Genomic DNA, 25,124 nt, shown 5'->3' on the forward strand with positions numbered 1-25,124 from the left:
AATAGTGTTTTAAGGGCCGCCGCCCCCTTAACCTCTACTAAATCTAGTGGGCACGAGCTGGTCAGGATGTTAAGCTACTGCCAGTTGTGACTGGACGGGATCCATGAGCTCAGCGTTGCAGCCGTTTTTGCCGTCGTGGCAAAGGGTTGGCTTTGGGTGGCTGGTGAGTGGGATGTTGTGGGCTGCGGCGGCGGCTGCAGTTGTTGCCCAGCAGTTCGAGTTCACTCCTCAAGCTCCTCAGCCGAATCCCGTCCCCACCCTGCCTCTGCTCAGCAACCCGCCCGGCTCCACGGCTCCGCAAGCCCTGCCGCCGGTGCCTCAGGTGCCGCAAATGCCGCTCACCGGGGATCCCATCCCACCACCGGGGGATCCGAGCCCGGCCCCAATCCCGGTGGTGCCCGTTCAAGCGGCCCCAGGTGGACAGGCTCCGCCAGGTGAGGCCTACTCCTACCAACGGCGGCCCGACCTCAGTCCAGGGGGGAATCTGGCCGGGGCCGCGCGGGGCGAGCTGCCCGCCGGCACCCGTATTCTCCTCACGGTCTACCGCCCCATCACCTTCCAGCCCTACCAGGCCATTAACGGCAACCTAGAAGTTTCGGAGCCGGTGCTGGATCGCTTTGGCCAGGTGGTGATCCCGGCGGGGAGCGTGGTGTGGGGCACTCTTGAGCCGATCTACCGAGAACTCAAGTTTTCTGGTCGGGAGTCGGAGAGCGCCGATCCCCAAGAGCGGGTCGTCGGCAGCCGCTTTGTGGCCAACCGCCTCACCATCGGCTCTTCCACCTATCTCATTAGAGGCCAGTCTGCACCCCTCCCGGTCGGATTGGATCGCAACGCCGACGTGGGCACTACCGTCGCCCGTGGGGCGGGCTATGGGGCGGCGGGCGGATTGGCCTTGGGAGTGCTCACGGGGGGATGGGGCTTTTTGCCCATCTTGGCCGGCGGCCTGGCGGGTGCTGCTGCAGGGAGTACCAACATCGACCGGGTGGTGACGCTGCAGCCCAATACGCTGGTGGAGCTGGAACTGAGCGAGAGCCTGATCATCCAATAGCCTTGACAAGAAGCCAGCAGGGGCGGGTCGGTAGAGTAGAGAAGATCCCCCCCAAGTTTGCTCCATGGCCCTTTGGACCTACTTCGTGCCCCCCTTAGCTGGGCTGGTGATCGGCTATTTCACCAACGACATCGCCATCAAGATGCTCTTCCGGCCCTATCGCCCCTACCGGGTTTTCGGCTGGCGCATCCCCTTCACCCCCGGCTTGATCCCGCAGAACCAGCCCCGCCTGGCCAAGCAGATTGCCAAGACCATCATGGGATCCCTGCTCACGCCAGAGGAGCTGCACAACTTGGCCCGCAAGCTGCTGCAAACCGAGCGCATGCAGGCAGGGATCCGCTGGCTGCTGGGGGTGGCGCTGGATCGGCTGCAAAACCCCGAGCAACAGCAGCAAACGGCGCAGGTGCTGGCGCGCATCTTGGCCGATCTGTTTAACGAGTCGTTGCCCCGCCTGGTGAAGGTGCTTGCCCGCCAGGAGACCTTTTTGGAGGGGCCGATTAACCAACTGTTCGACCAGGTGCTGCTGGAGCTGCGCCTCAACGCTGAGCAAGCCCGGCAGCTCTCGGAGTGGATCCTGAAGCAGGCGCTGCCCCCCAAGGTGTTGCGGCAGAACCTAGTGGACTTTCTCACCGATCGCAACATCGAATCTCTGGATGAAGAATTTCGCGAGCGGGCCACCGGCTCCTACTGGGTGGTGGCCAACTTGTTTGGCCTCAAAAACGCCCTACTGCGCCTGCGCACCTATTGCCTGGAGGAGCCGGAAGGGGCAGAAGCCATCTTGGAAGATCTGCTCAAAGACATCAACGCCCCCCGCCGCCTGACCGAGATCCTGCAGAACCTCTCCCTGCAAAACCTGCCGGTTTCCGCCGTACGTCAGTTGCGTCGTGCCCTCCGCGATGGGATCCAAGATTACCTGCGCAGCCAAGGGCCAGAGGTTATCAAAGGGCTGGGGGAGAGCATCGATTGGGAAAAAGTGGCCAGCCTGGTGTTGGGTCGCCTGCGCAACTCCAAGGCGTTGATCACCTCCATCGATCAGATCAGCGCCGACCTGGCTTTGATCCTGGAGCGCTACCTGGAGCGGGATCTGGAATCCCTGATGATGCAGGTGATCCCGGTGTTGAACTTGGATCAGGTGATTGCCGACAAAGTGAACGCCACCTCCCCCGCCGACCTGGAGCAGGCCATCCAACAAATTGTGCGCCAAGAACTGCAGGCCATCGTCAACTTGGGGGGGCTGCTGGGTTTTTTGGTGGGCTGTGTGCAGGTGCTGTTTTTGCTGAGGTGACAGCCCCCTTCCCCAGAAAACGGGAGCTTGGATGGGAGTTTTCGCTTCGGTTATGATATTAGAATGCGGTTAACAATTCTCCACACTTCCGATCTCCACGCCAACCTGCATCCCTGGAACTACTTTGCCGGGAGCACCGCAGAGCACGGCTTGGCCAAGCTGGCCACCCTGATCAAGCGCGTGCGAGCAGCCAGCGCGGATCCGGTGTTGCTCATCGACAGCGGCGACACGATCCAGGGATCCCCCTTGGGCACCTACTATGCTCAGGTGGAGCGGGTCTCCCCTCACCCCATGGCCCATACCCTCAACGCCCTCGGCTACGACGCCTTCACGCCGGGCAACCACGACTTTAACTTTGGGCCCCAGGTCCTGCAGGATTTTGTGAGCGATCTCCGCTGTCCCACCCTGTGCGCTAACATCCTCCGCCAAAATGGGGATCCCCTGTTTCGGCCTTATCTAATCCGAGAAGTGGCCGGGATCCGTGTCGGCCTGCTGGGGCTGACCACCCCCCGCATCGACACCTGGGAGCGGCCCGACTACATCGCGGGGCTGCGCTTTGCCCCCCTGCTGGAAACTGCCCAGCACTACCTGTCGCTGCTGCGGCCCCAGGTGGACGTGTTGGTGCTGATTCTGCACAGCGGCCCCAGCCAATTGCCCCCTTTGCGCACCCCAGAGCACTGGCACAACCCGGATCGCTCCGGCTGGACCAGCAACAAAAGCCTGAGGGGGGAAAACGAGCTGCTGGCCCTGGCAGAGCTGGAGGGCATTGACGTCATTCTCTCCGGCCATACCCATCAGACCATCGCCGGCCTGGGGGGGGCCAAGGCCCTGGTGGTGCAGCCCGGCTACTGGGGCAGCCACCTTTCCCACGTGTCTTTGGAGCTGGAGCGCCACGGCGGACGCTGGCAAGTTGTCGGGAAAACCGCCCAGTTGCTGGCTGCAGAAGGGATCCATCCCGATCCCGAACTCCTGGCCCTGACAGAGCCCTATCATCAGGCCACCTTGCGCTACATCCGTCAGCCCATTGGGCAGGCCCGTTGTGCCTACCGCGGTGGGCTGGCAGCCCGGTTGGGGGCCAATCCCCTAGCAGAGCTCCTGCATCAGGCCCAATTGCAGGCGGTACGGGAGGCCAGCCTCTCGGCGGAGCTCTCCCTGGTCAACATCTGCAGCAGTGCCGGCCTGGCAGCGGGCCCCATCTTTTTGCAAGACGCCTACAGCCTCACCGTTTACGACAACACCCTCTGCATCTTGGAGATCACCGGCGACATCTTGCGACGCGCTCTTGAGCAGACGGCTGGGTATTTTCGCCAATTGGATCCCGATCATCTTCCCCCCGATCCTGCTGCCGTCGTGGCCCCCGAAGCACGAGGCTACACCTTCGACCTTTACCACGGCATCGACTACTGCTTCGATCTCACCCGCCCCGTAGGCGAGCGCTTGGTGACCTTACAATTTCGCGGCCAACCGGTGCAGCCGGATCAGACCTTTCGCCTGGCCATCAACCACTACCGCGCCGGCGGTGGGGGGGGCTACAGCATGTTCCAAGAAGCCCAAACCCTCTGGATCTCCGCCGACAGTATCCGCGACTTTCTCGCCCGCCACATTCACACCCATTCCCCCATCCAGCCCATCTACAGCCACAACTGGCACCTCATTCCCAACTTGGCCGAGATCTACTTTCCCCAGTGTTTGGGCCAGCCTCAGGACAGCTTGCTGGTAGGCTAGAACAACAGGAACCTTAACTGGCTGGTAGAGGAGTCGGTAGAATACGATCAGCACAGAGCCCAGTTTGGCTAATGGCGGCGATGGTTTTGAGACTGCCAAACTGTGGGCACCCGACGTTACTGCTTATTGCTCACGCTTGTCGACATAACCCATGACTGCTGAAGAGAAGCAACCGATGGCCCCAGAAGATACCTATCCTGAGCTGCAGGAAGAAGAGATCGACGTGGAGGCAGAACTGGAGAAGCTGATTTTGGAAGACAGCGAAGCAGAAGCCGGTGCCTCCTCCGCAGAAGCCGGCACCGAGCCATCTCCAGATCCCGGTGAAGCCCTGAAGCAGCTCCAGCACGAATTGGAAGTCGTCCGCCAGCAGCTCAAAGAAAAAGAAGACGCCTACCTGCGCCTCTACGCCGATTTTGAAAACTACCGGCGGCGTACCCAGCGGGAAAAAGAAGAGTTCAGCCAAAAAGAACGGCAGAAATTTGTGCTGGAGATCTTGCCTGTTGTGGACAGCTTCGAGCGGGCCCAGCACCAGTTGAAACTGGAAACCGACCGCGAGCGGGAGTTGCACAACAGCTACCAGAGCGTCTACCGCCTGCTGGTGGAATCTCTCAAAAAGATGGGGGTCTCCCGCATGAAGTCGGTGGGCCATCCCTTCGACCCCAACCTACATGAAGCCATCGCCCGTCAACCCAGCACCGACTATCCCGAAGATGTGGTAGCCGTCGAATATCAGCCAGGTTATAAGCTGGGGGATTTGGTGATCCGTCATGCCATGGTAGCCGTCTCGGCAGGCAGCCCAAACCCTGCACCCTCTCCCCAAAGCGAGGGGGCCGGCCCCGAAGATACCTCTGCCTCTTCCCAAAGTGCTGCAAACTCTTAGCAAAACTGCTCGCTTGAACCTTGACAAGTAGAGCCTATCTGTCTTCAGAAAGGCTACAGTAAAGCTACGGATGCAGAAGCACTGCCTGAAGGTTTCTGCGGGATCCTGGGCAGAATGCTTTTAAGATCCGTGGAACTGCGTCCTTGGGTTAAAACTTGGGGCACCGGAAGAGGGGGCTATGGGTAAAGTCATCGGGATTGACCTGGGAACCACCAACAGTTGTGTGGCGGTTTTGGAAGGCGGCCAGCCCGTTGTGATCACCAACGCCGAGGGAGGGCGTACCACCCCCAGCATCGTCGGCTTTGCCAAAAACAACGCCCGCTTGGTGGGCCAACTGGCCAAGCGCCAGGCGGTTACCAACGCGGAAAACACCATCTTCAGCATCAAACGCTTCATTGGCCGCACCTTTGCCGAGACCGAAGAAGAGCGGAAGCGGGTTCCCTACAAAGTGATCCCTGGCCGAGACAACATGGTGGAAGTGGCGGTGCAAGACCGCGCCTACACTCCCCAGGAGATCTCGGCCATGATCCTGCAGAAGCTGAAGGCCGATGCGGAAGCCTATCTGGGGGAGCCGGTGACCCAGGCCGTGATCACCGTTCCTGCCTACTTTACCGATGCCCAACGGCAGGCCACCAAAGATGCCGGCACCATTGCCGGGCTGGAGGTGCTGCGCATCATTAACGAGCCGACGGCAGCCGCCCTGGCCTACGGGCTGGACAAACAAGATCAAGATCTGCGCATCTTGGTTTTCGACTTGGGCGGTGGCACCTTCGACGTCTCGGTGCTGCAACTGGGCAGCGGCGTGTTCGAGGTGCAAGCCACCGCCGGCAACAACCACCTGGGGGGGGATGACTTCGACCAAAGAATTGTCGATTGGCTCACCCGCCAGTTTTTGGAGACGGAAGGGATCGACCTCTCGCGGGATCGTATGGCCTTGCAGCGGATGCGGGAGGCGGCCGAGAAGGCCAAAATTGAGCTGTCCAGCACCCAGGTTACGCTCATCAACCTGCCCTTTATCACCGCCGACGACTCCGGGCCCAAACACCTGGAAGTGGAGCTGACCCGCGCCAAGTTCGAGGAGTTGGTGCGGGATCTGGTGGAAGCTACTGTCGAGCCTACAGAACAGGCGCTGCGGGATGCCGGCCTCTCCCCTGAGGATATCGACCGTGTGCTCCTGGTGGGTGGCTCTACTCGCATTCCCGCCGTTCAGGAGAAGATTCGGCAGATCTTCAAAAAAAACCCGGATCGCTCCGTCAACCCGGACGAGGCAGTGGCCCTTGGCGCCGCCATCCAGGCAGGGGTGATGGGAGGAGAGGTGAAAGATCTGCTGCTGCTGGATGTGATCCCCCTCTCGATTGGGGTGGAAACGCTGGGGGGCGTCTTCACCCGCATCATCGAGCGCAACACCACCGTCCCCACCAGCAAAACCCAAATTTTCTCCACCGCCACCGATGGCCAGAGCGTGGTGGAGATTCACGTCCTGCAGGGGGAGCGGGCCATGGCCAAAGACAACAAGACCTTGGGCCGCTTTCAACTGACCGGGATCCCGCCGGCTCCCCGTGGGGTGCCCCAGATCGAAGTCTCGTTTGACATCGATGCCAACGGGATCTTGAAAGTCTCAGCTCGTGAAAAGGGGACGGGAATCGAGCAAAGCGTCAAGATCACCAACAACGGCGGCTTGAGCAGCAGCGAGATCGAGCGGATGCGCCGAGAAGCGGAAGCCTATGCCGAAGAAGATCAACGCCGGCGGCAGTTGGTGGAAGCCCGTAACCAGTCGGACAGCCTGCTCTACAACTACGACAAAACCCTGCAGGAGCACGGCAATCGCCTCAGCGAAGCTCGAATCCAGCGGGGGGCTCAGGTGGCGGGCAGATTGAGGGCATTGCTGGCAAATGATAACGTAGACTTAGCAACTTTACGGAACGCAATGGAAGAGCTGCGGGCTGTTCTTCTGGAGATGGGTGGCGAGATCTACGGAGCTCGCTAGGGATTCTCGGAGACAGCTCTTCTTTGGCCTCGGTGGCTTGTAGGCTTGCTTTGGTTGTGTTGCCCGACAAGTTGTGTCTCAAGCATGTTTGATCTTTGCATCTTTAATTTTTTCTGAAGCGCTTCTATGGCTCGTGACTACTACGAAATCTTGGGGGTTAGCCGCGACAGCTCCAAAGAGGAGATCAAGCGCGCCTATCGACGATTGGCTCGCAAGTACCACCCGGATGTCAACAAAGAGCCAGGTGCGGAGGAGCGCTTCAAGGAGATCAACCGTGCCTATGAGGTGCTCTCCGACAGCGAGCTGAAAGCCCGCTACGACCGCTTTGGAGAGGCGGGCTTGGGAGGGGCCGCCGCGGCAGCGAGCGGATTCCAGGATTTTGCGGGGATGGGTGGCTTTGCCGATATTTTCGAGAGCTTTTTCACCAACTTTGCGGGGGTGGGAGCCGGCTATGGCCGCAGCCGCAATGGGCCGGTACGGGGGGATGATCTGCGCTTTGACCTGAAATTGGAGTTTCTTGAGGCCATCTTCGGGGGCGAAAAGCAAATTCGCATCAGCCACCTAGAAGTCTGCAATGTCTGCGGGGGCAGTGGCGCCAAGCCCGGCACGGAGGTCAAAATCTGTCCCACCTGTGGTGGCGCTGGTCAGGTGCGGCGGGCCACCCGCACCCCGTTTGGCAACTTTACCCAAGTCTCGGTTTGTCCCACCTGTGGTGGCAGTGGTCAGGTGTTGGAGGAGCCCTGCTACAACTGCAATGGCGAGGGCCTGGCCCAAACCACGAAGAAACTGCGCATCAACATCCCCGCCGGCGTGGACAGTGGCACCCGCTTGCGGGTTTCCGGAGAAGGCGATGCCGGTCGGCGCGGTGGCCCGCCCGGAGATCTCTACGTCTACCTGTTTGTGGAGCCGGATCCGGACTTTCAGCGCGATGGCCTGACCATCCTCTCGGAGGTGCGGGTGAGCTATCTGCAGGCCATTTTGGGGGCCAAAGTCTCGGTGCCCACCGTGGACTCAAAGGCTGGCTTGGAGGAAGAGGTGGAGCTGACCATTCCCGCCGGATCCCAGCCGGGCACGGTGCTGACCCTGGAAGGTAAGGGGGTGCCTCGCATCGGCAACCCAATGTCGCGGGGCGACCACAAAATCACCCTGGTGGTGGAAATTCCCACCCGCATCAGCTCAGAAGAGCGGGAATTGCTGCTGCGCTTGGCTGAGCTGCACGGAGAACGCATCAACAAGCGGGATGGTTTCTTGGGCGGGTTGTTGCGCGGGCTGGCCCAGATGCCCGGCAACCGGGAGCGTGAGGAAGAATGACGCCAGAGGCTGTTTCATTGCAAGAGGTCAAGCTCGTCCTTGACCAGCGCGGGATCCCTTGCCCCCTCAACTACGTACGGGCGAAGCTGCGGCTGGAACGCATGGCCCCTGGAGAGCTGTTGGAGCTGTGGCTGGATGCAGGAGAACCCCTGGAGCAAGTGCCCAACAGCCTGGCGATGGCCGGGCATCGGATCGAGGGGCAACAAGCTACGCCTGAGGGGCATCACATCCTCTGGGTGCGCCGCGGGGACTTGACATGAGCCACCTGAGCCGGAAGGGATCGGGACAGGCTGCCCAAGAGGGGGAGCAGGGATCCACCTATACCGGCTGGGTGCGAGCGGCGCAGGCCAACTTTTACCGTGTGCGCATTGATCCGGCCTTGGCCGCCCTTTTTCCGGAGATCCCAGCTCAGTTCCCGGCCCAAAAGCCCATGCCGGCGGAGCTCCTCTGCACAGCTCGGGCCAAGCTCAAAAAAATGGGGCAATCGGTGATGGTGGGAGACTGGGTAGAGGTGGGCTTGCCGCCGGCTGCCGACTCTCTCTGGCCGGAGCGAGGGGTGATCGAGGCGATCTGGCCGCGGCGCACTCAACTCCCTCGACCGGCTATTGCCAATGTGACCCAAGTTCTGGTGGTGGTGGCCCTGGCCGAGCCGGATCCCGAGCCCAACGCCCTCAGCCGTCTGCTGGTGCAGGCTGAGGCCAGCCAACTGCGGGTTCAAGTGGTGTTGAACAAATGCGACCGCGTGGATCCGGGGGTGGCGGCAACTTGGGTGGATCGCCTGCAGAGGTGGGGATATGAGCCTTTGCTGGTGAGCGCCCACACCCAAGCTGGGATCCCCCAGTTGCAACGGTGTTGTCGAGATCAGATCTCGGTGGTAGTAGGCCCTTCCGGAGTGGGCAAATCCAGTCTGCTCAATCGGCTGTTGCCAGACGTTCGGCTGGCTACTCAGGCCGTCTCCAGGCGCTTGCGTCAGGGTCGGCACACCACCCGCCATGTGGAGCTGTTTCCCTTGCCAGAAGGCGGTTGGATCGCCGATTCGCCCGGATTCAATGCCGGCGAAGGGATCCCGCCGGTTCATCCTTTGCAACTGATACGGTGCTTTCCAGAAGTCAGGGATCGCTTGGGCACCTGTCAGTTTCGCGATTGCCTGCACGATCGAGAGCCGGGCTGCGGGCTCCGAGATCTGGATTGGGAACGACGGACTTTCTACTTGCAGCTTTTGCAAGAGGCCCAGTTTGGCCAGAATTGCGCGAAAGGCCCATCTCGCCAGCAGGAGCAGGCCGTTGATGGATGGCGTGCCTTTGATTTGAACTACAGTCGTTTCAAATGGCAATGAAACGGTTCGTTCCGTCGCTCTTCCCTCCCCTAGAGGGCGAAGGTAGCACCTCTTCGCCTGAGAGAGTTGGCGGGTCTTCCACCAGTTCCGGCGCCCGTCCTGCCCGGTCGTTGAAGGTTACTAAAATGGGGCCAGTCGAAGGGAAAAATCATGCAGTATCGCAGATTTGGGCGTACCGAGCTGTCTATGCCTGTACTGAGCTGTGGCGGCATGCGTTATCAGCACAGTTGGCAAGACACTCCTTGGTCAGGGATCCCAGCAGCAAGCCAGCAGAACCTGGAAGCGACGATCCGCCGGGCCCTGGAAGTGGGCATCAACCACATCGAAACTGCCCGCGGCTACGGCACCTCTGAGATGCAGTTGGGCCGCATTTTGCCGCTTTTCCCCCGGCAAGATCTGATCGTGCAAACAAAAATTGGCCCCAGCGCCGATCCGAAGCAGTTCCTGGCCAAGTTCGAACAATCGATGAGCTACCTGAACCTCGACCATGTGGATCTGCTGGCCATCCACGGATTGAACACCTGGGAAGATTTGGAGCACAGCCTGCGTCCAGGAGGGTGCCTGGAGGTGTGTCAGCGTCTGGTGCGACAGGGGCGGGTGCGTTTCGTCGGCTTCTCCACCCATGGGCCGACGGAGTTGATTGTGGAAGCCATCCAGTCGGGGGGCTTTGATTACGTCAACCTGCACTGGTATTTTGTCAACCAGACCAACTGGCCAGCCATTGAGGCTGCCGCCCGGCAAGACATGGGGGTATTCATCATCAGCCCCTCAGACAAAGGGGGCAAGCTTTACGATCCGCCCGCCAAGCTGGTGCAGTTGTGCCAACCTCTCAGCCCAATGGTCTTCAACGACCTGTTCTGCCTGTCCCATCCCCAGGTTCACACCCTCAGCATTGGAGCAGCTCGACCCAGCGATTTTGATGAGCACCTGCGGGCGGTGGAGCTGTTGGATCGGGCTGATGAGCTGTTGCCACCGATCCTGGCCCGCCTAGAGCAAGCTTTGATCGAGCAGGTGGGAGAACACTACGCCAAAACTTGGCACCAGGGCCTGCCTCGCTACGACCAAACCCCTGGACAGGTGAATATCCCATTTATTCTGCTGTTGCGCAATTTGGCCTTGGCCTATGACTTGGTGGACTATGCCAAAAGCCGTTACAACCTGTTGGGCAATGCCGGCAGTTGGCTCCCCGGCCAACGGGCAGACCAAGTGGATGCGGAGGCCCTACGGCCCTGTCTCATCCACAGCCCCCACCGCGACCGGATCCCGGCCTTGTTGCAAGAAGCCCATCGCCTGCTCTCTGGAGCCGAGGTGAAGCGGCTATCTCAGAGCCAACGTGTCCAGGGATCCTGACTGTCTGGGCCGCTGGAACGACAACAGCTGATCGGAGCGGCGGGATTTGAACCCACGACCCCCACTACCCCAAAGTGGTGCGCTACCAAGCTGCGCTACGCCCCGACGCACTGAACAGGTGGAAGTTCAGGAAGCGCCTAGTTAGTCTAGCATTGGATCGCGGCCAGAGTTAACCCCAAGCTGTGGGATCCTGCGGAAACCATGCTAGCTTGGTTAGGCTGCTAAAAAACACACGCCTGAACCACCGGGTGTCCTTACAGCCTTTTTGCGGTTTGCTGCAACAGCACCGGAGTTCCTCGCCAATTGGGGCAGAGCGCTCTGGGAGTGAATGTGCAGGAACCGTCAGGAAGGCCGTAGCTGGGATCCGTTCGGGCGGAGGCTAACCCGTAGGAGATGAAAAACTCATGAGCGTAGTCAGTTTGCCTCAACTGTTGGAGGCGGGGGTTCACTTTGGGCACAAGGCCAGCCGTTGGAACCCGAAGATGCGGCCCTACATCTTTACCGAACGGAACGGCATCCACATTATCGATTTGGTGCAGACGGCCCGTTATCTGAACGAAGCCTACGAGTATGTGCGGGATGCTGCCGACAGGGGTTGGCGCTTCCTGTTCGTCGGCACCAAACGGCAAGCTGCTGGGATCGTCGCTCAAGAAGCTCGTCGCTGTGGCAGCTACTACGTCAACCAGCGCTGGCTGGGGGGTATGCTCACCAACTGGGCCACCATCAAAACCCGCATTGACCGCCTCAAAGAAATTGAGGAGATGGAAAGCAGTGGTCTTTTGGATCGCCTGCCCAAACAAGAGGCCAGCCGTCTGCGGCGAGAGTTGGCCAGGCTGGAAAAGTACTTGGGCGGCATTAAAACCATGCGCAAGCTCCCCGATGCGGTGATCATTGTCGATCAGCGGCGAGAAGCCAACGCCATTCAGGAGTGTATCAAGCTTAACATTCCCATCATCTCTCTGCTGGACACCAACTGTGACCCCGACCTCAGCGACATCTTTATCCCCTCTAACGACGATGCCATTCGAGCGATTAAGCTGATTGTAGGCAAGCTGGCCGACGCCATCTACGAAGGGCGGCATGGGCAGCTCGACACTGTCGAAGAGGATGAGTACGAGTACGAAGGGGCTATGGATCTGGACGACGACACTCTGGAGGATGCAGAGGACGAAGAAGGAGAAACTGACGAAGACTAGAGCAGGGGCAGGGATCCCATGCGCTCTGGGCGTTTCCCTGCCCGTCTTCTCTCCAGAAGCTCGTATTCTTGAATCTAGGCTTACAATTTTGCCCAAGCTTACTCGTTCTCACTCCCATTCGGCCACGTCCTTCTCGTTCTTTCATTCGAGGAACCCTCATGAGTATTGATGCCAAAGTTGACGCCAAGCTGGTCAAAGAGCTGCGCGAAAAGACGGGCGCAGGCATGATGGACTGCAAAAAAGCCCTGGAAGAGTCGGGGGGCGACATGGACAAAGCCATCACCTGGCTGCGACAGAAAGGGTTGGCGGGGGCAGCCAAAAAGGCCGGTCGCGTCGCGGCAGAGGGAGTAGTCGATAGCTACATCCACTTCGGCAATCGGATTGGTGTGCTCGTGGAGGTGAACTGCGAGACGGATTTTGTGGCCCGCAACGAAGATTTTAAGAAACTGGTGCAAGACATCGCCAAGCAAATTGCCGCCTGCCAAAACGTAGAGTACGTCAGCGTTGACCAGATCCCTGCCGAGGTGGTGGAGCGGGAAAAAGCCATCGAAATGGGCAAAGAGGATCTGGCCAACAAGCCGGAGAACATACGCGAGAAGATCGTGCAGGGCCGCATCGAGAAGCGCCTGAAGGAGTTGTCTCTGCTGGATCAGCCCTTTATTAAAGATTCCTCGATTACCGTAGAGGAACTGGTGAAGCAGCACATTGCCAAGCTAGGGGAAAACATCCGGGTGCGGCGCTTCGTGCGCTTTGTCTTGGGAGAAGGGATCGAGAAACAGGAAGCGGATTTTGCCGCTGAAGTGGCTGCTCAGGCCGGTCTCAAGCCGGCAGAGCCAGCGCAAGGGGCAGAACCTGTCGCTGACCAAGCTGCTGCCGAGCCTACTGCTGAGGTGGTTGTTCCTGAACCGGCTGCCGAGAGCAAGCCAGCCAAAAAAGGCTCCAGCAAGAAGAAAAAATAGCTCTATTGCCGATGGATCCCTGAATTCACCCCAGTGGGCGGCAGCAGTGCCACTCTGCTTCTCCCACCATGGCAAGCCGGCTGAGCAGGTTGAGGCTTTCTGGATGGAGTTTCCCTATTTTTTGCCTTGGCACGGCCAACTACAACACGCTAGGGTGACAGGCGGTCATTTTGGATCTTGGGCATGAGCTGTATCCTACGCAATGCGTTGATCCCCACCGGCACAGGCTACGAAACCACAGATGTGCGCATCGAGGGGGAACGGATTGCTGCTATCGATAAAGGGCTACCCGCAACGGGCACAGACAGCCTAGAACTGGAGGCCGGCAACCAACTCTTGCTGCCGGGCTTTGTCAATGCCCACACCCACTCTTCCGAGCTGTGGCAAAGAGGGATCATCCCGCCCTACCCGCTGGAGCTGTGGCTGGCACAACTGCACGAGTACGCGCCGCCGGATCCGGAAAAGATCTATCTCAGCGCCCTGGCGACGGCAGTAGAGACCCTGCTCAGCGGCGGCACGACGGTAGTGGATCATCTCATCCTCATCCCCGGCCAGGAGCTGGCCACCCTCGAGGCGGCGGTGCGGGCCTACCGAGAAGTCGGGATCCGCGCCTTCATCGGTCCCCTGCTTCAGGATCAGGCCCTCTCCACCTGCCTGCCCGGCGGTTCATCCTTCGCTGGCGGGGCGGCAGCCTATCCCCTGAGCACCTCAGAGGTGCTGGCCCTGGTGGAAGAGGCGGTTGAGAAGTACCACCGCCCGGAAGAGGGCATCACCCTGATGGTGGCCCCCACCGGCATCCAACTCTGTTCTGACAAGCTGTTTGAGGGCTGCGCGGAGTTGAGCCAGAAGTATGACCTCCCCCGCCATGCCCACCTGCTGGAAACCCGCGCCCAGCAGAGGTTGGCCCAGGAAAAGTACGGCTGCAGCGCAGTCGAGCACCTGGAGCGCTTGGGCTACCTAGACCGGAGAACCTCGCTGGCCCACTGCGTCTGGCTTACCGATGCCGATATCGAGATCTTGGCCCGCACCGGCTCTACGGTTGTCCACAACCCCTTGAGCAACCTGCGCCTGGGCAGCGGCATCGCCCCCATCCTCAAGTACCGGCGGGCGGGGGTGAATGTGGCCTTTGGCTGCGATGGATCCGCCAGCAATGACTCCCAGGATCTCTTGGAGGCCATTAAAATCGGCACCATCCTGCACAACATCACGGATCCCGACTACCGCCACTGGATCTCGCCCCGGGAGAGCGTCGAGATGGCCTCCCGCGGTGGGGCCATTGGCCTAGGGCTGGGAGAGAAGCTGGGATCCCTGGAGGTGGGCAAGCAGGCGGATCTGGTGCTTTACGATCTCACCCAACTGTCGCTGTTGCCCCGTACCGATCCCATCGGGCTGCTGGTGCTGGGCCGGCCCACCCAGGTGGTGCACAGCGTCTGGGTTAGAGGGAAACGGGTGGTGGCCAACGGCGAGGTAACGACGGTGGACGTGGCCCAGTTGCGGCAGGAGCTGTTCGAGCACAGCCACTGGGATCCCTTCCGTCGCTCGCAGCAGGCAGCACAACTGGAGGCCCGCTACCGCCAGGTGATGGGTCTGCCAGAATAGCCCTAGAGTTGCCGGGGCCGACCGTGGGAGCAACAGCCGACTGGGCCAGAGCTACCGAGCAGGTGAAGCAGCAGGCGCTGGCGCTGGGCTTTGACAAGGTCGGCATCGCCAGTGCGGCGGATCCCCCTGACTTGGCGGGCTTGCGGGCCTGGCTGGCGGCGGGCATGGCCGCCGACATGGCCTGGATGGCCGATCCCCGGCGAATGGATCCAGAGCGGGTGCTGCCGGGGGTGCAATCTCTGGTCTGTGTGGCCCTCAACTACTACACCCCCATCTGCCACAGTCGGGATCCAGCCAAAGGCAAGATATCCCGCTATGCCTGGGGGCGGGACTACCACCGCGTGCTGGGGCGGCGGCTGAAGCAGCTCCACCTCTGGATGCAAACTCAGTTCCCGGATTATCGAGGCCGATTCTATGTGGATACCGGCCCGGTGGCGGAAAAGCCCTGGGCCATGCGGGCGGGCTTGGGCTGGATCGGCAAAAACGGCCTCTTGCTCACCCGCGAATACGGCTCCTGGGTTTTCCTGGGGGTGATCTTGACAACTCTCCCCCTGCTTCCCGACCGTCCCCATACTGCCCACTGCGGCACCTGCAGCCGCTGCCTGGAAGCCTGCCCCACCCAGGCCATCGTCAGCCCAGGGGTGGTGGATTCCCGCCGCTGCATTGCCTACCACACCTTAGAGAGCCATGCTGAGCGGATCCCTGCCGAAATTGCCCAGAACCTGCACAATTGGGTGGCCGGCTGCGACATCTGCCAAGAGGTCTGCCCTTGGAACCAGCGCTTTGCCCGCCCCAGCCGGATCCCGGATTTTCAGCCTTACCCTTGGAACGTTGCCCCCGATCTCCAAGAACTGGCGCGGCTCGGCGACGAGGAGTTCGACCGCCGCTTCCCCGCCTCTGCCCTGCGCCGCCTCAAGGCCCACCGGCTGCGCCGCAACGCCCAAGCTGCTCTCCGAGCCCATCCCACCTCTGCAGCCTGCAGCAACGATTTGGAAGCCCTCTCTACCTAATTTGGATATCCTTTTCCAACAGGATCTGGGGATCCCTACCCTTGGGCCTGAGCCGGCACCGGAAAACGGTGGGGCTGTTGTCTCCGGGCCGGGGACGCAAGCCGGCATACACGTCTTACCCTCTTTCTTGGGATCCCAGTGCTGGGCTGAAGAGCGTCAGGCGTCCACGCCCTAGCACCTCCTATTGGTTTCCCTCTTCTCAGACCCTAACCCTGCATGGATAACGATTACGAAGACTATTACCCCGGCTACCGGCAGGCCAACAGCTACAACCTACTGCAATCTGGGTGGAAGCCCCTGTACCGCCATTTCGATGCCGAGTATTTCTGGCAACTGGCGATGCGGGATCCCTGGGCGTTGGCCGAGAAATTTTTGGATGTGTGCAGCGATGTTGCCAATGCGGTAGGACGTAGAGAGTACAGCCCGCTGGCCAACTTTCTCAACTTATTTTCAGAGAATACCCGTTACGAGATCGAAGAGTTTTGGAATAGCATCACCCCACCTCTGCCCGGCCCCGACTATACAGTATTTCAAGATCAGCTCTCCACGGAGACGCCGATTCGGCAGCAGGTGAGCCGCGATCAAATTCCCATCGATTACGTTTTAAGGCGCCTGCAGGAAATGACCGTTCTCAGAGTTTTGGCGCATCTGGGGCGACCGGCGCAGATCGTGCAATTCTATATGGAGCGCTACTTCTACTATCCGGTCGAGCGTTTCAGCAGTTGGGAGGAAATCAGCAGCCCGGGCACCACCTATGCCTTCTGGCCAGAGCACCAGATTTGGCTGCAAGTTCAGACCGCCTATCACAACCGTCGCCGCTACACCCTGCTGGGCGTGGATCTCAGGCCCTTAATTCGCAAGGTTACTTACAATCTGGCGGTGATGGTGAGCGGCTACCAAAGCCGGATCGGGCAAGTCTACAGCCCCTATCCAATCAGTTCTTTTCCCGCTGAAATTCAGGCCTTTACCGATCAAGTGCAACAGCAGATTCTACAGCAGGAGCGATTGGCGGTCTTGGTGCACGGGATCCCAGGTACAGGTAAAACGGCCTGGACGCAAGCGGTGGCCCACGAGCTGCTGGTGCCCCTGGGCTATGTGGTGTTTATCTTGGATCACGAAGCCGTACAGGAGTTCATCGCGCCCCCCTACCTGGAGCGGGTCTGCTTGATCATCAACGAAGCCGATAACCTCGCCCAAGACCGAGCCAGCGAGGTGGCCCAGCAGAGCACCAAAACCGAACGCATCCTCAGCCTGCTGGATGGCACCCTTCACCAAAGCGTGCTCGATCCCGATTATCTCGACTGCAGGCAGAGGCTGGTGGTGTTGATGACCTGCAACACGACCGAGCGCCTGGATCCGGCCGTTTTGCGCAAAGGGCGGGTGGACTTGATCCAAGAGTTTACCCACCGCTTTGTTTGAGCTGTGTCGGCATCTACCTGGTTTAGCCGCTGGGGCCAATCTTCGACTTGGGTCGGGCTTGGGTGGGCTAGGTAGCCCGCAGTTGAACCGGCATGACCAAATAGCAGAGGCGCGTCGCTCCAATCGGCTTCCAGATGGCCGGCTGGGTGGCGCCGTTCAGCTCCAGGCTCACCTGCTGGGTCTGAAACACCTTAAGGGCGTCCAGCAGGTAGCGCACATTAAAAGCCAGCTCCAGGTCAGGGCCGGACATCTGTACCGGCAGAGATTCCTCGCCACTGCCCACATCGGGCGCCTCGGTGCTGATGCGTAGGGTTTGGGTTGCCTCAGAAAGGCTGAACTTGATGATGTCGTTCCGCTGGGCAGCCAGCACCCCCACCCGCTCCAAGGACTCGATCAAAGGCCGACGCTCCAGGGTCACATGCCGCTCAAACTGCCGCGGGATCAGGCGATTGTAGTCGGGATATTGGCCTTCCAACAGGCGGCTGGTGATCCGCTGTTGGCACTGGGCGCCAGGGGGCAGAACAAATTGCACCTGGGATCGGTCAAACCGCAATTCCACCGTCGATGTCGCAGTCTGTGCGGCGAGGATGCGCTCCAACTCTCGCAAAGTACGAGCAGGGATGGTGAAATCCAACCCCAGGTTGGCCACCACCGGGATCCCGTCTGCCTCCACCTGCACCATGGCCAGACGATGCCCGTCGGTGGCCGCAAACTCTAAGCAAGGGGGATCCCCCGCCAAGAGCTTGACATGAACCCCCGTAAGCACCTGCTTGGTCTCATCCCCAGAGGCCGCAAAGAGGGTTTGGCCGATCCCTTGCAACAGGCTCTCGATGGGCAGCTCCAGGGCCTGAGCTGCTGCGCCTTCCTGCCCCGCCAGATCGCCATCCGCAGCGGCGGCACGAAGCGGTATCTCCGGCAAGGTGGGGTATTCTTCAGCCGACATGCCCCGCACTTGGTACTGGCCGGCTGCCGACGTGAGAATCACAGGGGCACCCTCCTGGGCTTGGTTGCTCACCCTAAGACTCATCGGGCCGCTGGGCAGACGGCTGACGATATCGCCGAGCAACTTGGCAGGCAGAGTGATGCGACCGGATCCCTTCACCTGCGCCTCGAACTCGCTGCGAATACACAAGTTCAAGTCAAAGGCGGTCAGGGCAACCCGTTGAGTTTCCCCGCTCGCCTCCACCAAGACATTGGCCAAAACCGGCAGGGCAGGGCGGCTGGCAACCGCTCGTCCAACGGAAGCGAGGTGGTGGCTGAGATCGGCTTGCTCACAGGTAAAGCTGAAGCCATTTTGGGACAGGTCGGCAGCCTCATCAAAGCGGCTCTCCCCACCATAGGGGCCGCCAGCCTTGCCGCTGCGCCGGGCCAGCGCGAACGACTCGGTTTCCAGTTCTCGATCCACAGGACGTTGAGCTTGCACCATGGGGAGCACTTGAGGGCTGCACAGGCACATCCTACACCGACTGCCCCGATCGGATCCTGCCTTGCCAAGACGAGTTTTGCAAAAAAAATTTTCTCGCGCGCGCGGGATCAAGCTAGAAACCACGATCCCTATCTAATTTAATTTTTTGATCTAGTAGTAGTAGGGGCTGTGGAAACTGTGGAAAGTGATCGCCAACCCCTTGCGCCATCAGCCTTTGAGCTTATTCCCCACCTGTGGAAAAACTGTGGATAACTTGGCCGTTTTTCCACAGGGTATTTATACCTGTTAATAACTTGGGGGGTTTTTCCACAGGTTTTCCACAGGTTTTTGGGGTTTTTCCACAGGTTTTCCACAGGCTGAAGGGATGCAAATGTTGCTATTTCCTGACAAATTCATAAAACTTAACACACGATCAGCGTGAGATCCCCTAACGTAGTGAGTCCTCCCCCTAAATATGGCTGGGGACTCCACCGGAGCTTGGGCAGGCTTCGCTGGATTTCCACAGCTTTTCCACAGGCTGGCGAAGAGAGCCTGGATCTTGCCTTTTGGCTTGATCGGCTCTGCTTGGCTGCCGGTGAGCTTGCAGGTACTCTTGGCAGGACAGCCAAGACTAAAGGCGGTAGGGATCGGGACGGGACAACACCTGACCCAGAGCAGGGGATCCAGTTGCGAGGGGATGGCGTCAAGAACCCGTAGCAGCGGAGGGTCAGGTGTAGGTCAACGGGATCCATTCTGGTAATGGCGGGAGCGCAGCACGAGCACGTCAGAAAGCTGGCGCAGTTGATTCTGAATTTGGGTCAGTTGCTTTTTGTCGCGCACATCGATACAGAGATCGATTAGGGCAGTGCGGTTGGCAAAAGTTTGTACCTTGGCGTTGCGAACATTGATGCTCTGATCCGACAGGCGGGACAGGATATCCCGCAACACCCCGACGCGGTCGATGACTTCCAGATGCAGTTCTACCGGGTAAATCTGAGCATTTTGCTGCAGTTGCTCTTCATTCCAGCGCACCGGCACCAAGCGTTCTCCCGAAACCTGGGCCACCCGCGGGCAGTCCCGATGATGGATGCTAATGCCTTTGAAGCGGGTGACCACGCCCAAGATCGGATCCCCGGGCAGCGGGTTACAACACTTGGCCAACTGGTGTTTCAGGCCCTCCACCCCCAAAATGGGGGACTGGGATTTGCGGGAGCCAGAAGCCGCCCCAGGCCGCGGCAACAACAGCTTGGATCCCTCGATCGCTCCTGCCTCTGTGGGGGGAGAGACTGCCGGTTTGCTGACCTCCTGTAGCCGATGGAGCACCAGCGTGGGGGTTGTCTCGCCATAGCCGAGAGCCGCCAACAAATCCTCTACGCTGGCGTAGTTGAGCTTCTCGGCCACCTTTTGCATCCGCTCGGATTTGAGCAGGGCATCAAAGCCCGTTTTGCCCAGCTCCCGCTCCAGCAAATGCCGACCCCGGGCGATGTTTTGCTCGCGATTCGAGCGCTTAAACCATTGGCGAATGCGATTGCGGGCCGAGCTGGTGGCAACGAAATTGATCCAGTCCAAGCTGGGATGGGCATTTTTGTGCGTGATGATCTGCACAATATCCCCATTGCGCAGGCGGGTATCCAAAGGCACGATCTTGTTGTTGACCCGCGCCCCCGCACAGTGATCCCCAACTTCGGAGTGGATGCGATAGGCGAAGTCCACCGGACAGGATCCCTGCGGCAAAGCCAGCAAATCCCCTTTGGGCGTGAAAACGTAAACCTCGCTCTCAAACAAGTTCTCGCGAATGGTCTCCAGATACTCTTTGTCGTCTTTGAGGTCGTTTTGCCACTCCAGTAGCTGCCGCAGCCAGGTAAAGCGCTCCTCGTCCGGCCTAACGGTGGTGCTGCCAGCCTCCTTGTACTTCCAGTGGGCGGCGATCCCGTACTCGGCCACGCGGTGCATCTCTTCGGTGCGGATCTGCACCTCCACCGGTCTTCCCTGCGGGCCGATCACCGCCGTATGCAAAGATTGGTAGCGATTGGCCTTGGGCAAGCCAATGTAGTCTTTGAAGCGCCCAGGGATAGGGCGGAAGCAGTTGTGAACGACCGCCAGCACCCGATAGCACTCGCTGTTGGTCTGCACGATTACCCGCACTGCCGAGAGATCGTAAATCTCGTGAAATTCTTTGCGCTGCTGCTGCATCTTGCGGTAGATGCTGTACAGATGTTTGGGCCGCCCGCTGATCTCAAAATGTTCCAGCCCCGCTTGGATGAGGTTTTGACGCAGCTCTTCGATAAAAGCTTGGATCTCCGCCTCTCGCTCAGCGCGCTTGGCGTTGACCAATTCCTGGATCTTTCGGTAGGCTTCGTAATCCAAATACTTAAAAGCCAGATCCTCCAGCTCCCACTTGAAATGCCAGATCCCCAGTCGGTTGGCCAGAGGGGCAAAAATTTCCATCGTTTCGGCCGCAATTTGCCGTTGCTTGCTGGGGGAGAGGTACTGCAGCGTGCGCATGTTGTGTAAGCGATCCGCCAGCTTGACCACGATGACTCGAATGTCTTTGGCCATGGCCACAAACATGCGGCGGAAATTTTCGGCCTGCTGCTCGGTTTTGCTGGAGAAATTGAACTTAGAAAGTTTGGTAACTCCCTCTACCAGTAGGCGAACTTCTGAGCCGAATTCGGCTTCCAGCGCCTCTAGGGTGACCTCTGTATCTTCGACAACATCGTGCAAAAGGCCCGCTGCCACCGTCACCGCATCTCCCCCCAGCTCTCGCAGGAGCGTAGCCACGGCTACTGGATGGGCAATGTAGGGATCCCCTGATTTGCGTTTTTGGCCCTGATGCAAACAATAGGAAAACTCAAAGGCACGGCGCAGCAGATCGGCTTCTTCAGCCGTGTAGGGCCGCAGCCCATCGCCGGGATCCTCAGCACCGGAAAGCAAAGCGCGCAGCCATCCCGGCACCTCAAAGTCGAGGCTGTTTAGGTCAAGACCTCTATCTGAGGTGGCAAGGACAGCAGTCTGACCCATGTGAACCCGGAGAAACAGGATGTTTAATTACTGACTATAGTTCATCCAGCTCGACCGCCAACAGATTGGAGAGAGAAAAAATACCGGATAAAAAGCGAAGCGCCGGCGAGCCACCGACGCTGCCTGCTGGATATCCTCAGCAGAGCGAGATTAGTCTTCGCCCCATTCCTCGCAATCGCCGATTAAATCGCAGAGGGGATCCGAGGGGCAGTAGTCTTGCAGCTCCAACTCCTGGGCAATTGCCTGCCACTCCCGCTGTGGGAAAAAAGGCTGCAGGTGGGAAATGGCTTCAGAGCGGCGCAGAACCCCCTCCCGGATGAGGCGACGAGCTTCCTCCTGAATAGCCTCAACCGCATAGTGGGTGGCTTGTAAAGTGGGCATGGCTTAACCTACAGGTGGGATGAATGGGATGCACCGGAGGGCCAGAAGGAATCTGGACTTGCCTGGCCATCTCCATCATAGAACTGGGTCTCGTTTCGTAGCAAGAGATACAACTTTGTAGTGCAGATAACTGTAGGGATAACCCGCACCTGCCTGAAAGACCATGCCACACTGGATCCCAACCCTTCCAACAGCAGCACCTATGGATCCCTGTCTGATCCCTGTCAAGCTTCCCCACGGCTCCTACGACATTCTCATCCAGTCCCCCGCAGGTTCCGGCGGCCACAGCCTCAGCCAGTTGGGATCCCAGATGCGAGCTTTGGGGCTAGCCGGCAAGGTGCTGGTGGTGAGCCATCCGGGTATTGCCAAGCATTTTGCCGAAAAGTTGGTGCAAGGGTTGCAGCAAGCCGGGTTTGCCGCTCATCTTTTTCTGTTGCCCGCCGGCGAGCGCTACAAGACCCTGCGCTCGGTGGCCAAGATCTACGATGCTGCCTTGAGCTTTGGCCTGGAGCGCTCTTCCACCCTCGTGGCCCTGGGAGGCGGGGTAATCGGGGATATGGTGGGGTTTGCTGCCGCCACCTGGCTGCGCGGGATCCCTTGGGTGCAGGTGCCCACCTCGCTTTTGGCCATGGTGGATGCGGCCATCGGCGGCAAGACCGGCGTCAACCATCCCGGCGGGAAAAACCTAATTGGGGCCTTCTACCAGCCGCGCCTGGTGTGGATCGATCCAACGGTGTTGCAGACCTTGCCCCGGCGGGAATTTACCTCTGCCCTGGCGGAAGTGATCAAATACGGCGTCATCCAGGCTGCCGACCTGTTTGAGTTTTTGCAAGACCGGCCCAAGCTGAGCCGCTATGCCGACTTTGCTCCCGCCGACCTGCACTATCTGCTGCGCCGCTGTGCCGAGTGCAAAGCCTGGGTGGTACAACAGGACGAACGAGAGGGGGGCCTGCGGGCCATCCTCAACTACGGCCACACCCTCGGCCATGCCCTGGAAGCCGTTACCGGCTACCGCCGCTACCTGCACGGGGAGGCCGTTGCCATCGGCATGGTGGCTGCGGGGGAGATCGCCCGTCGCCTGGGGTGGTGGAGCGCGACTGAGGCCGAGCGGCAGCGACGCCTTATCGAAAGGGCAGGGCTGCCCAGCCACTGGCCCGCCGGGATCCCTTGGGAGGCGGTGCTGCAGGCGCTGCAGGCAGACAAAAAAGTCAAGCAAGGGCGGATCCGCTTCGTTCTGCCCCGCCGGATTGGCCAAGCGGAGCTGACCGATCAAGTTGAGCTGGCGGATGTGCAGGCCGCTCTGGCCGCAATGACAGGAACCTCTTGAACCCTAGAATTAGGAAGACCTGAGGACAAGAAAGCATGGGACGGCAACAACGGGTAGCCATCTTGGGGGCCACAGGAGCCGTAGGAATGGAGCTGCTAAAGCTGCTGGAAGAGCGCCGCTTTCCGGTGGCAGAGCTGAAGCTGTTGGCCTCGCCCCGCTCGGCGGGCACCCACTTGACCTTCAAGGGAGAACGGATCCCGGTGGAGCCGGTTGCAGAAGCGTCCTTTCGGGGTCTGGATCTGGTGTTGGCCTCTGCCGGGGCAAGTGTTTCCAAAACTTGGGCCAAGGCCATCGTCGAGGCAGGGGCAGTGCTAATCGACAACTCCAGCGCCTTCCGCCTGGATCCCGATGTCCCGCTGGTGGTGCCGGAGGTCAACCCCCAAGAAGCCTTTCGCCACCAGGGGATCCTCGCCAACCCCAACTGCACCACCATCCTAATGTGCGTGGCCATCTACCCGCTGCATCGCCACATCCCGCTGCGCCGCGTGGTGGCTGCCACCTACCAGTCCGCTAGCGGGGCCGGGGCCCGCGCCATGGTGGAGCTAGAGGAGCAAACCCGCGCCTACCTGCAAGGCCAACCGTTGCAGCCGCAGGTGTTCCCCTATCCCATTGCCTTCAACCTCTTCCTCCACAACAGCCCCCTGCAAGAAAACGGCTACTGCCAGGAAGAGATGAAGATGGTCAACGAATCCCGCAAAATTATGGGATCCCCCCACCTACGGCTGACGGCTACCTGCGTGCGGGTACCGGTGCTGCGCACCCATGCCGAGGCCCTCAACCTGGAGTTCGAGCAGCCCTTCCCGGTGGAAAAGGCCCGACAAATTCTGGCCCAGGCTCCGGGGGTGGTGCTCATCGAAGATTGGGAACGCAACCGCTTCCCCATGCCCATTGATGTAGCCGGCAAAGACGAAGTGGCCGTGGGCCGCCTCCGCCAGGACATCTCCGAGCCCAAAGCCCTAGAGCTGTGGCTGTGCGGGGATCAGATCCGCAAAGGAGCAGCCCTCAACGCCATTCAAATTGCCGAGCTGCTTTTGAAGGACTAGTTCACCACCACTGTCCAAGTAACAGGCCCGGCCTGAACAGGAGCCGCCTGCGTGCTGTTCAACGTGACAGGGGAGTTGGGGTAAGAGTAGGTGCCGGGTGCTGGCAAGGGAGCCGTCTGCACGGGGATAGTGACTGTGCAGGTTCCGCCTACAGCCACTGACCCTCCGGTGAATTGAATGGTGTTCCCACCCACGTTAGCTGCGAGATTAGCTCCAGCACCGCAGGTAGCAGGTAAGGGAGGAGGTACGCCAGGCCCTACTGTCAAAGACGGCGCTCCCGGCAAGGTGTGGCTAAAGCTCACACCGGTCAAGGGTATAGCGGCGTTGTTGGTGATGGTAAAGGTGAGCGTTCCAGTGCCGGTAACAGGGGCCGGGCCAAGTGGGCCAAGCGGGTTAGGAGAAAAGGCCATGGTAAAGGTGGGAGCTGGCACCGTTACCGCCAGGTTGATAGCAGCAGCGGTAGCATTGGGCGCCTGGTTGCTGCTGAGGACTACTGCTGGGCTGGTCAAGGATCCCGCTGTGGTGGCCGTAACTTGAAGATCCAGGCTGATGGTGCAACTGGCGTTAGCTGCCAACGAGCCGTTGACCAGCAAGATGGAATTTGCCCCTGGCGGAGCGGCCACCGTCCCACCACAGCCATTATTCAAGTTATTGGGAGTGGCGACAATTAAGCCGGCAGGTAGCGGATCGGAGAAAGAGAGGCCGGTCAGGGGCAAGGCGGCTGTGTTGGTAATTGTGTAGGTCAGGGTTGTTTTGGCAGTGGGGCCGGCGGCCACTGAGGTGGGGCTAAATGCCTTGGCAAAAGTCGGGGCAGTCGGAGCCGGTGTTGGCGTGGGCGTGGG

The 25,124-nt window shown here is 60.0% G+C and carries 19 protein-coding genes, 1 tRNA gene and 1 pseudogene; 16 read left to right on the plus strand and 5 right to left on the minus strand.

The window, feature by feature from the left end; genetic code table 11:
• Positions 1 to 103: 103 nt before the first annotated feature.
• From NW862_RS08615 to NW862_RS08655, 9 genes are all read left to right on the plus strand, one after another.
• Positions 104 to 1,048, plus strand: coding sequence for a hypothetical protein (locus tag NW862_RS08615; protein ID WP_414334167.1), 945 nt, complete (start codon positions 104 to 106; stop codon positions 1,046 to 1,048).
• 64 nt (positions 1,049 to 1,112) lie between these two features.
• Complete coding sequence (locus NW862_RS08620) at positions 1,113 to 2,333, plus strand: DUF445 domain-containing protein (RefSeq protein ID WP_414334169.1); 1,221 nt, start codon at positions 1,113 to 1,115, stop codon at positions 2,331 to 2,333.
• 63 nt (positions 2,334 to 2,396) lie between these two features.
• The gene (locus tag NW862_RS08625) at positions 2,397 to 4,058 is read left to right on the plus strand and encodes a bifunctional metallophosphatase/5'-nucleotidase (RefSeq protein WP_414348216.1); all 1,662 of its coding nucleotides are present in this window, start codon (positions 2,397 to 2,399) and stop codon (positions 4,056 to 4,058) included.
• A 151-nt stretch (positions 4,059 to 4,209) separates the two neighbouring features.
• Positions 4,210 to 4,938 carry a nucleotide exchange factor GrpE gene (gene grpE / locus NW862_RS08630; RefSeq protein WP_414334171.1) on the plus strand — a complete coding sequence of 243 codons (729 nt, stop codon included), beginning with the start codon at positions 4,210 to 4,212 and terminating at the stop codon, positions 4,936 to 4,938.
• A 178-nt stretch (positions 4,939 to 5,116) separates the two neighbouring features.
• Entirely contained in the window at positions 5,117 to 6,925 is a 1,809-nt protein-coding gene (gene dnaK, locus NW862_RS08635; protein ID WP_414334173.1) for a molecular chaperone DnaK, read from the plus strand.
• A gap of 126 nt (positions 6,926 to 7,051) precedes the next feature.
• Positions 7,052 to 8,236, plus strand: coding sequence for a molecular chaperone DnaJ (gene dnaJ / locus NW862_RS08640; protein WP_414334175.1), 1,185 nt, complete (start codon positions 7,052 to 7,054; stop codon positions 8,234 to 8,236).
• The gene (locus NW862_RS08645; RefSeq protein WP_414334176.1) at positions 8,233 to 8,496 is read left to right on the plus strand and encodes a sulfurtransferase TusA family protein; all 264 of its coding nucleotides are present in this window, start codon (positions 8,233 to 8,235) and stop codon (positions 8,494 to 8,496) included. Before dnaJ ends, NW862_RS08645 begins: the two co-directional genes overlap by 4 nt.
• A complete protein-coding gene (gene rsgA / locus NW862_RS08650; RefSeq protein ID WP_414334177.1) occupies positions 8,493 to 9,572 on the plus strand; it encodes a ribosome small subunit-dependent GTPase A in 1,080 nt (359 codons plus the stop codon). Before NW862_RS08645 ends, rsgA begins: the two co-directional genes overlap by 4 nt.
• Before the next feature lie 150 nt (positions 9,573 to 9,722).
• On the plus strand, positions 9,723 to 10,922 hold the full coding sequence (locus NW862_RS08655; RefSeq protein ID WP_414334178.1) for an aldo/keto reductase: 1,200 nt from the start codon (positions 9,723 to 9,725) through the stop codon (positions 10,920 to 10,922).
• Positions 10,923 to 10,953: 31 nt separating this feature from the next.
• Here NW862_RS08655 and NW862_RS08660 read toward each other — a convergent pair.
• A tRNA-Pro gene (locus NW862_RS08660) sits at positions 10,954 to 11,027 on the minus strand.
• 299 nt (positions 11,028 to 11,326) lie between these two features.
• Between NW862_RS08660 and rpsB the strand changes: the two genes are divergently transcribed.
• The 5 genes and pseudogenes from rpsB (at position 11,327) to NW862_RS08685 (ending at position 17,105) form a co-directional block, all read left to right on the plus strand.
• Positions 11,327 to 12,118, plus strand: coding sequence for a 30S ribosomal protein S2 (gene rpsB, locus NW862_RS08665; RefSeq protein ID WP_414334179.1), 792 nt, complete (start codon positions 11,327 to 11,329; stop codon positions 12,116 to 12,118).
• A gap of 158 nt (positions 12,119 to 12,276) precedes the next feature.
• A pseudogene (gene tsf, locus NW862_RS08670) lies at positions 12,277 to 12,933 on the plus strand (translation elongation factor Ts); the annotation flags it as partial.
• Between the two features lie 327 nt (positions 12,934 to 13,260).
• A complete protein-coding gene (locus NW862_RS08675; RefSeq protein ID WP_414427095.1) occupies positions 13,261 to 14,676 on the plus strand; it encodes an amidohydrolase in 1,416 nt (471 codons plus the stop codon).
• An 8-nt stretch (positions 14,677 to 14,684) separates the two neighbouring features.
• The gene (gene queG, locus NW862_RS08680) at positions 14,685 to 15,686 is read left to right on the plus strand and encodes a tRNA epoxyqueuosine(34) reductase QueG (RefSeq protein WP_414334183.1); all 1,002 of its coding nucleotides are present in this window, start codon (positions 14,685 to 14,687) and stop codon (positions 15,684 to 15,686) included.
• Positions 15,687 to 15,902: 216 nt separating this feature from the next.
• Entirely contained in the window at positions 15,903 to 17,105 is a 1,203-nt protein-coding gene (locus tag NW862_RS08685; RefSeq protein WP_414415414.1) for an AAA family ATPase, read from the plus strand.
• Positions 17,106 to 17,172: 67 nt separating this feature from the next.
• Here NW862_RS08685 and dnaN read toward each other — a convergent pair whose 3' ends face one another.
• From dnaN to NW862_RS08700, 3 genes are all read right to left on the minus strand, one after another.
• Complete coding sequence (gene dnaN, locus NW862_RS08690) at positions 17,173 to 18,531, minus strand: DNA polymerase III subunit beta (protein WP_414348229.1); 1,359 nt, start codon at positions 18,529 to 18,531, stop codon at positions 17,173 to 17,175.
• 717 nt (positions 18,532 to 19,248) lie between these two features.
• Positions 19,249 to 21,531 carry a RelA/SpoT family protein gene (locus tag NW862_RS08695; RefSeq protein ID WP_414334189.1) on the minus strand — a complete coding sequence of 761 codons (2,283 nt, stop codon included), beginning with the start codon at positions 21,529 to 21,531 and terminating at the stop codon, positions 19,249 to 19,251.
• Between the two features lie 150 nt (positions 21,532 to 21,681).
• Complete coding sequence (locus NW862_RS08700) at positions 21,682 to 21,912, minus strand: DUF4327 family protein (RefSeq protein ID WP_414334190.1); 231 nt, start codon at positions 21,910 to 21,912, stop codon at positions 21,682 to 21,684.
• A gap of 202 nt (positions 21,913 to 22,114) precedes the next feature.
• On the opposite strand from NW862_RS08700, the gene aroB reads away from it, so the two are divergent.
• Positions 22,115 to 23,239 carry a 3-dehydroquinate synthase gene (gene aroB / locus NW862_RS08705; protein WP_414334192.1) on the plus strand — a complete coding sequence of 375 codons (1,125 nt, stop codon included), beginning with the start codon at positions 22,115 to 22,117 and terminating at the stop codon, positions 23,237 to 23,239.
• Between the two features lie 35 nt (positions 23,240 to 23,274).
• On the plus strand, positions 23,275 to 24,282 hold the full coding sequence (locus NW862_RS08710) for an aspartate-semialdehyde dehydrogenase (protein WP_414334194.1): 1,008 nt from the start codon (positions 23,275 to 23,277) through the stop codon (positions 24,280 to 24,282).
• On the opposite strand, the gene NW862_RS08715 is transcribed toward NW862_RS08710, so the two are convergent.
• Positions 24,279 to 25,124: hypothetical protein (locus NW862_RS08715; protein ID WP_414427096.1), on the minus strand; the 846-nt coding region annotated here is incomplete at its 5' end. The genes NW862_RS08710 and NW862_RS08715 overlap by 4 nt on opposite strands.

It is taken from the genome of Synechococcus sp. H55.8, from assembly GCF_047462375.1.
In the GTDB taxonomy this organism is placed as follows: Bacteria; Cyanobacteriota; Cyanobacteriia; order Thermostichales; family Thermostichaceae; genus Thermostichus.

Coding starts and splice junctions, on each gene's coding strand:
- NW862_RS08620 (WP_414334169.1), top strand. CDS start 1,113: ATGGCCCTTTGGACCTACTTCGTGCCCCCCTTAGCTGGGCTGGTGATC.
- NW862_RS08675 (WP_414427095.1), top strand. CDS start 13,261: ATGAGCTGTATCCTACGCAATGCGTTGATCCCCACCGGCACAGGCTAC.
- grpE (WP_414334171.1), top strand. CDS start 4,210: ATGACTGCTGAAGAGAAGCAACCGATGGCCCCAGAAGATACCTATCCT.
- NW862_RS08685 (WP_414415414.1), top strand. CDS start 15,903: ATGGATAACGATTACGAAGACTATTACCCCGGCTACCGGCAGGCCAAC.
- NW862_RS08710 (WP_414334194.1), top strand. CDS start 23,275: ATGGGACGGCAACAACGGGTAGCCATCTTGGGGGCCACAGGAGCCGTA.
- NW862_RS08655 (WP_414334178.1), top strand. CDS start 9,723: ATGCAGTATCGCAGATTTGGGCGTACCGAGCTGTCTATGCCTGTACTG.
- dnaN (WP_414348229.1), bottom strand. CDS start 18,531: ATGGTGCAAGCTCAACGTCCTGTGGATCGAGAACTGGAAACCGAGTCG.
- NW862_RS08700 (WP_414334190.1), bottom strand. CDS start 21,912: ATGCCCACTTTACAAGCCACCCACTATGCGGTTGAGGCTATTCAGGAG.
- NW862_RS08625 (WP_414348216.1), top strand. CDS start 2,397: ATGCGGTTAACAATTCTCCACACTTCCGATCTCCACGCCAACCTGCAT.
- aroB (WP_414334192.1), top strand. CDS start 22,115: ATGGATCCCTGTCTGATCCCTGTCAAGCTTCCCCACGGCTCCTACGAC.
- dnaJ (WP_414334175.1), top strand. CDS start 7,052: ATGGCTCGTGACTACTACGAAATCTTGGGGGTTAGCCGCGACAGCTCC.
- NW862_RS08615 (WP_414334167.1), top strand. CDS start 104: ATGAGCTCAGCGTTGCAGCCGTTTTTGCCGTCGTGGCAAAGGGTTGGC.
- rsgA (WP_414334177.1), top strand. CDS start 8,493: ATGAGCCACCTGAGCCGGAAGGGATCGGGACAGGCTGCCCAAGAGGGG.
- dnaK (WP_414334173.1), top strand. CDS start 5,117: ATGGGTAAAGTCATCGGGATTGACCTGGGAACCACCAACAGTTGTGTG.
- rpsB (WP_414334179.1), top strand. CDS start 11,327: ATGAGCGTAGTCAGTTTGCCTCAACTGTTGGAGGCGGGGGTTCACTTT.
- NW862_RS08695 (WP_414334189.1), bottom strand. CDS start 21,531: ATGGGTCAGACTGCTGTCCTTGCCACCTCAGATAGAGGTCTTGACCTA.
- NW862_RS08645 (WP_414334176.1), top strand. CDS start 8,233: ATGACGCCAGAGGCTGTTTCATTGCAAGAGGTCAAGCTCGTCCTTGAC.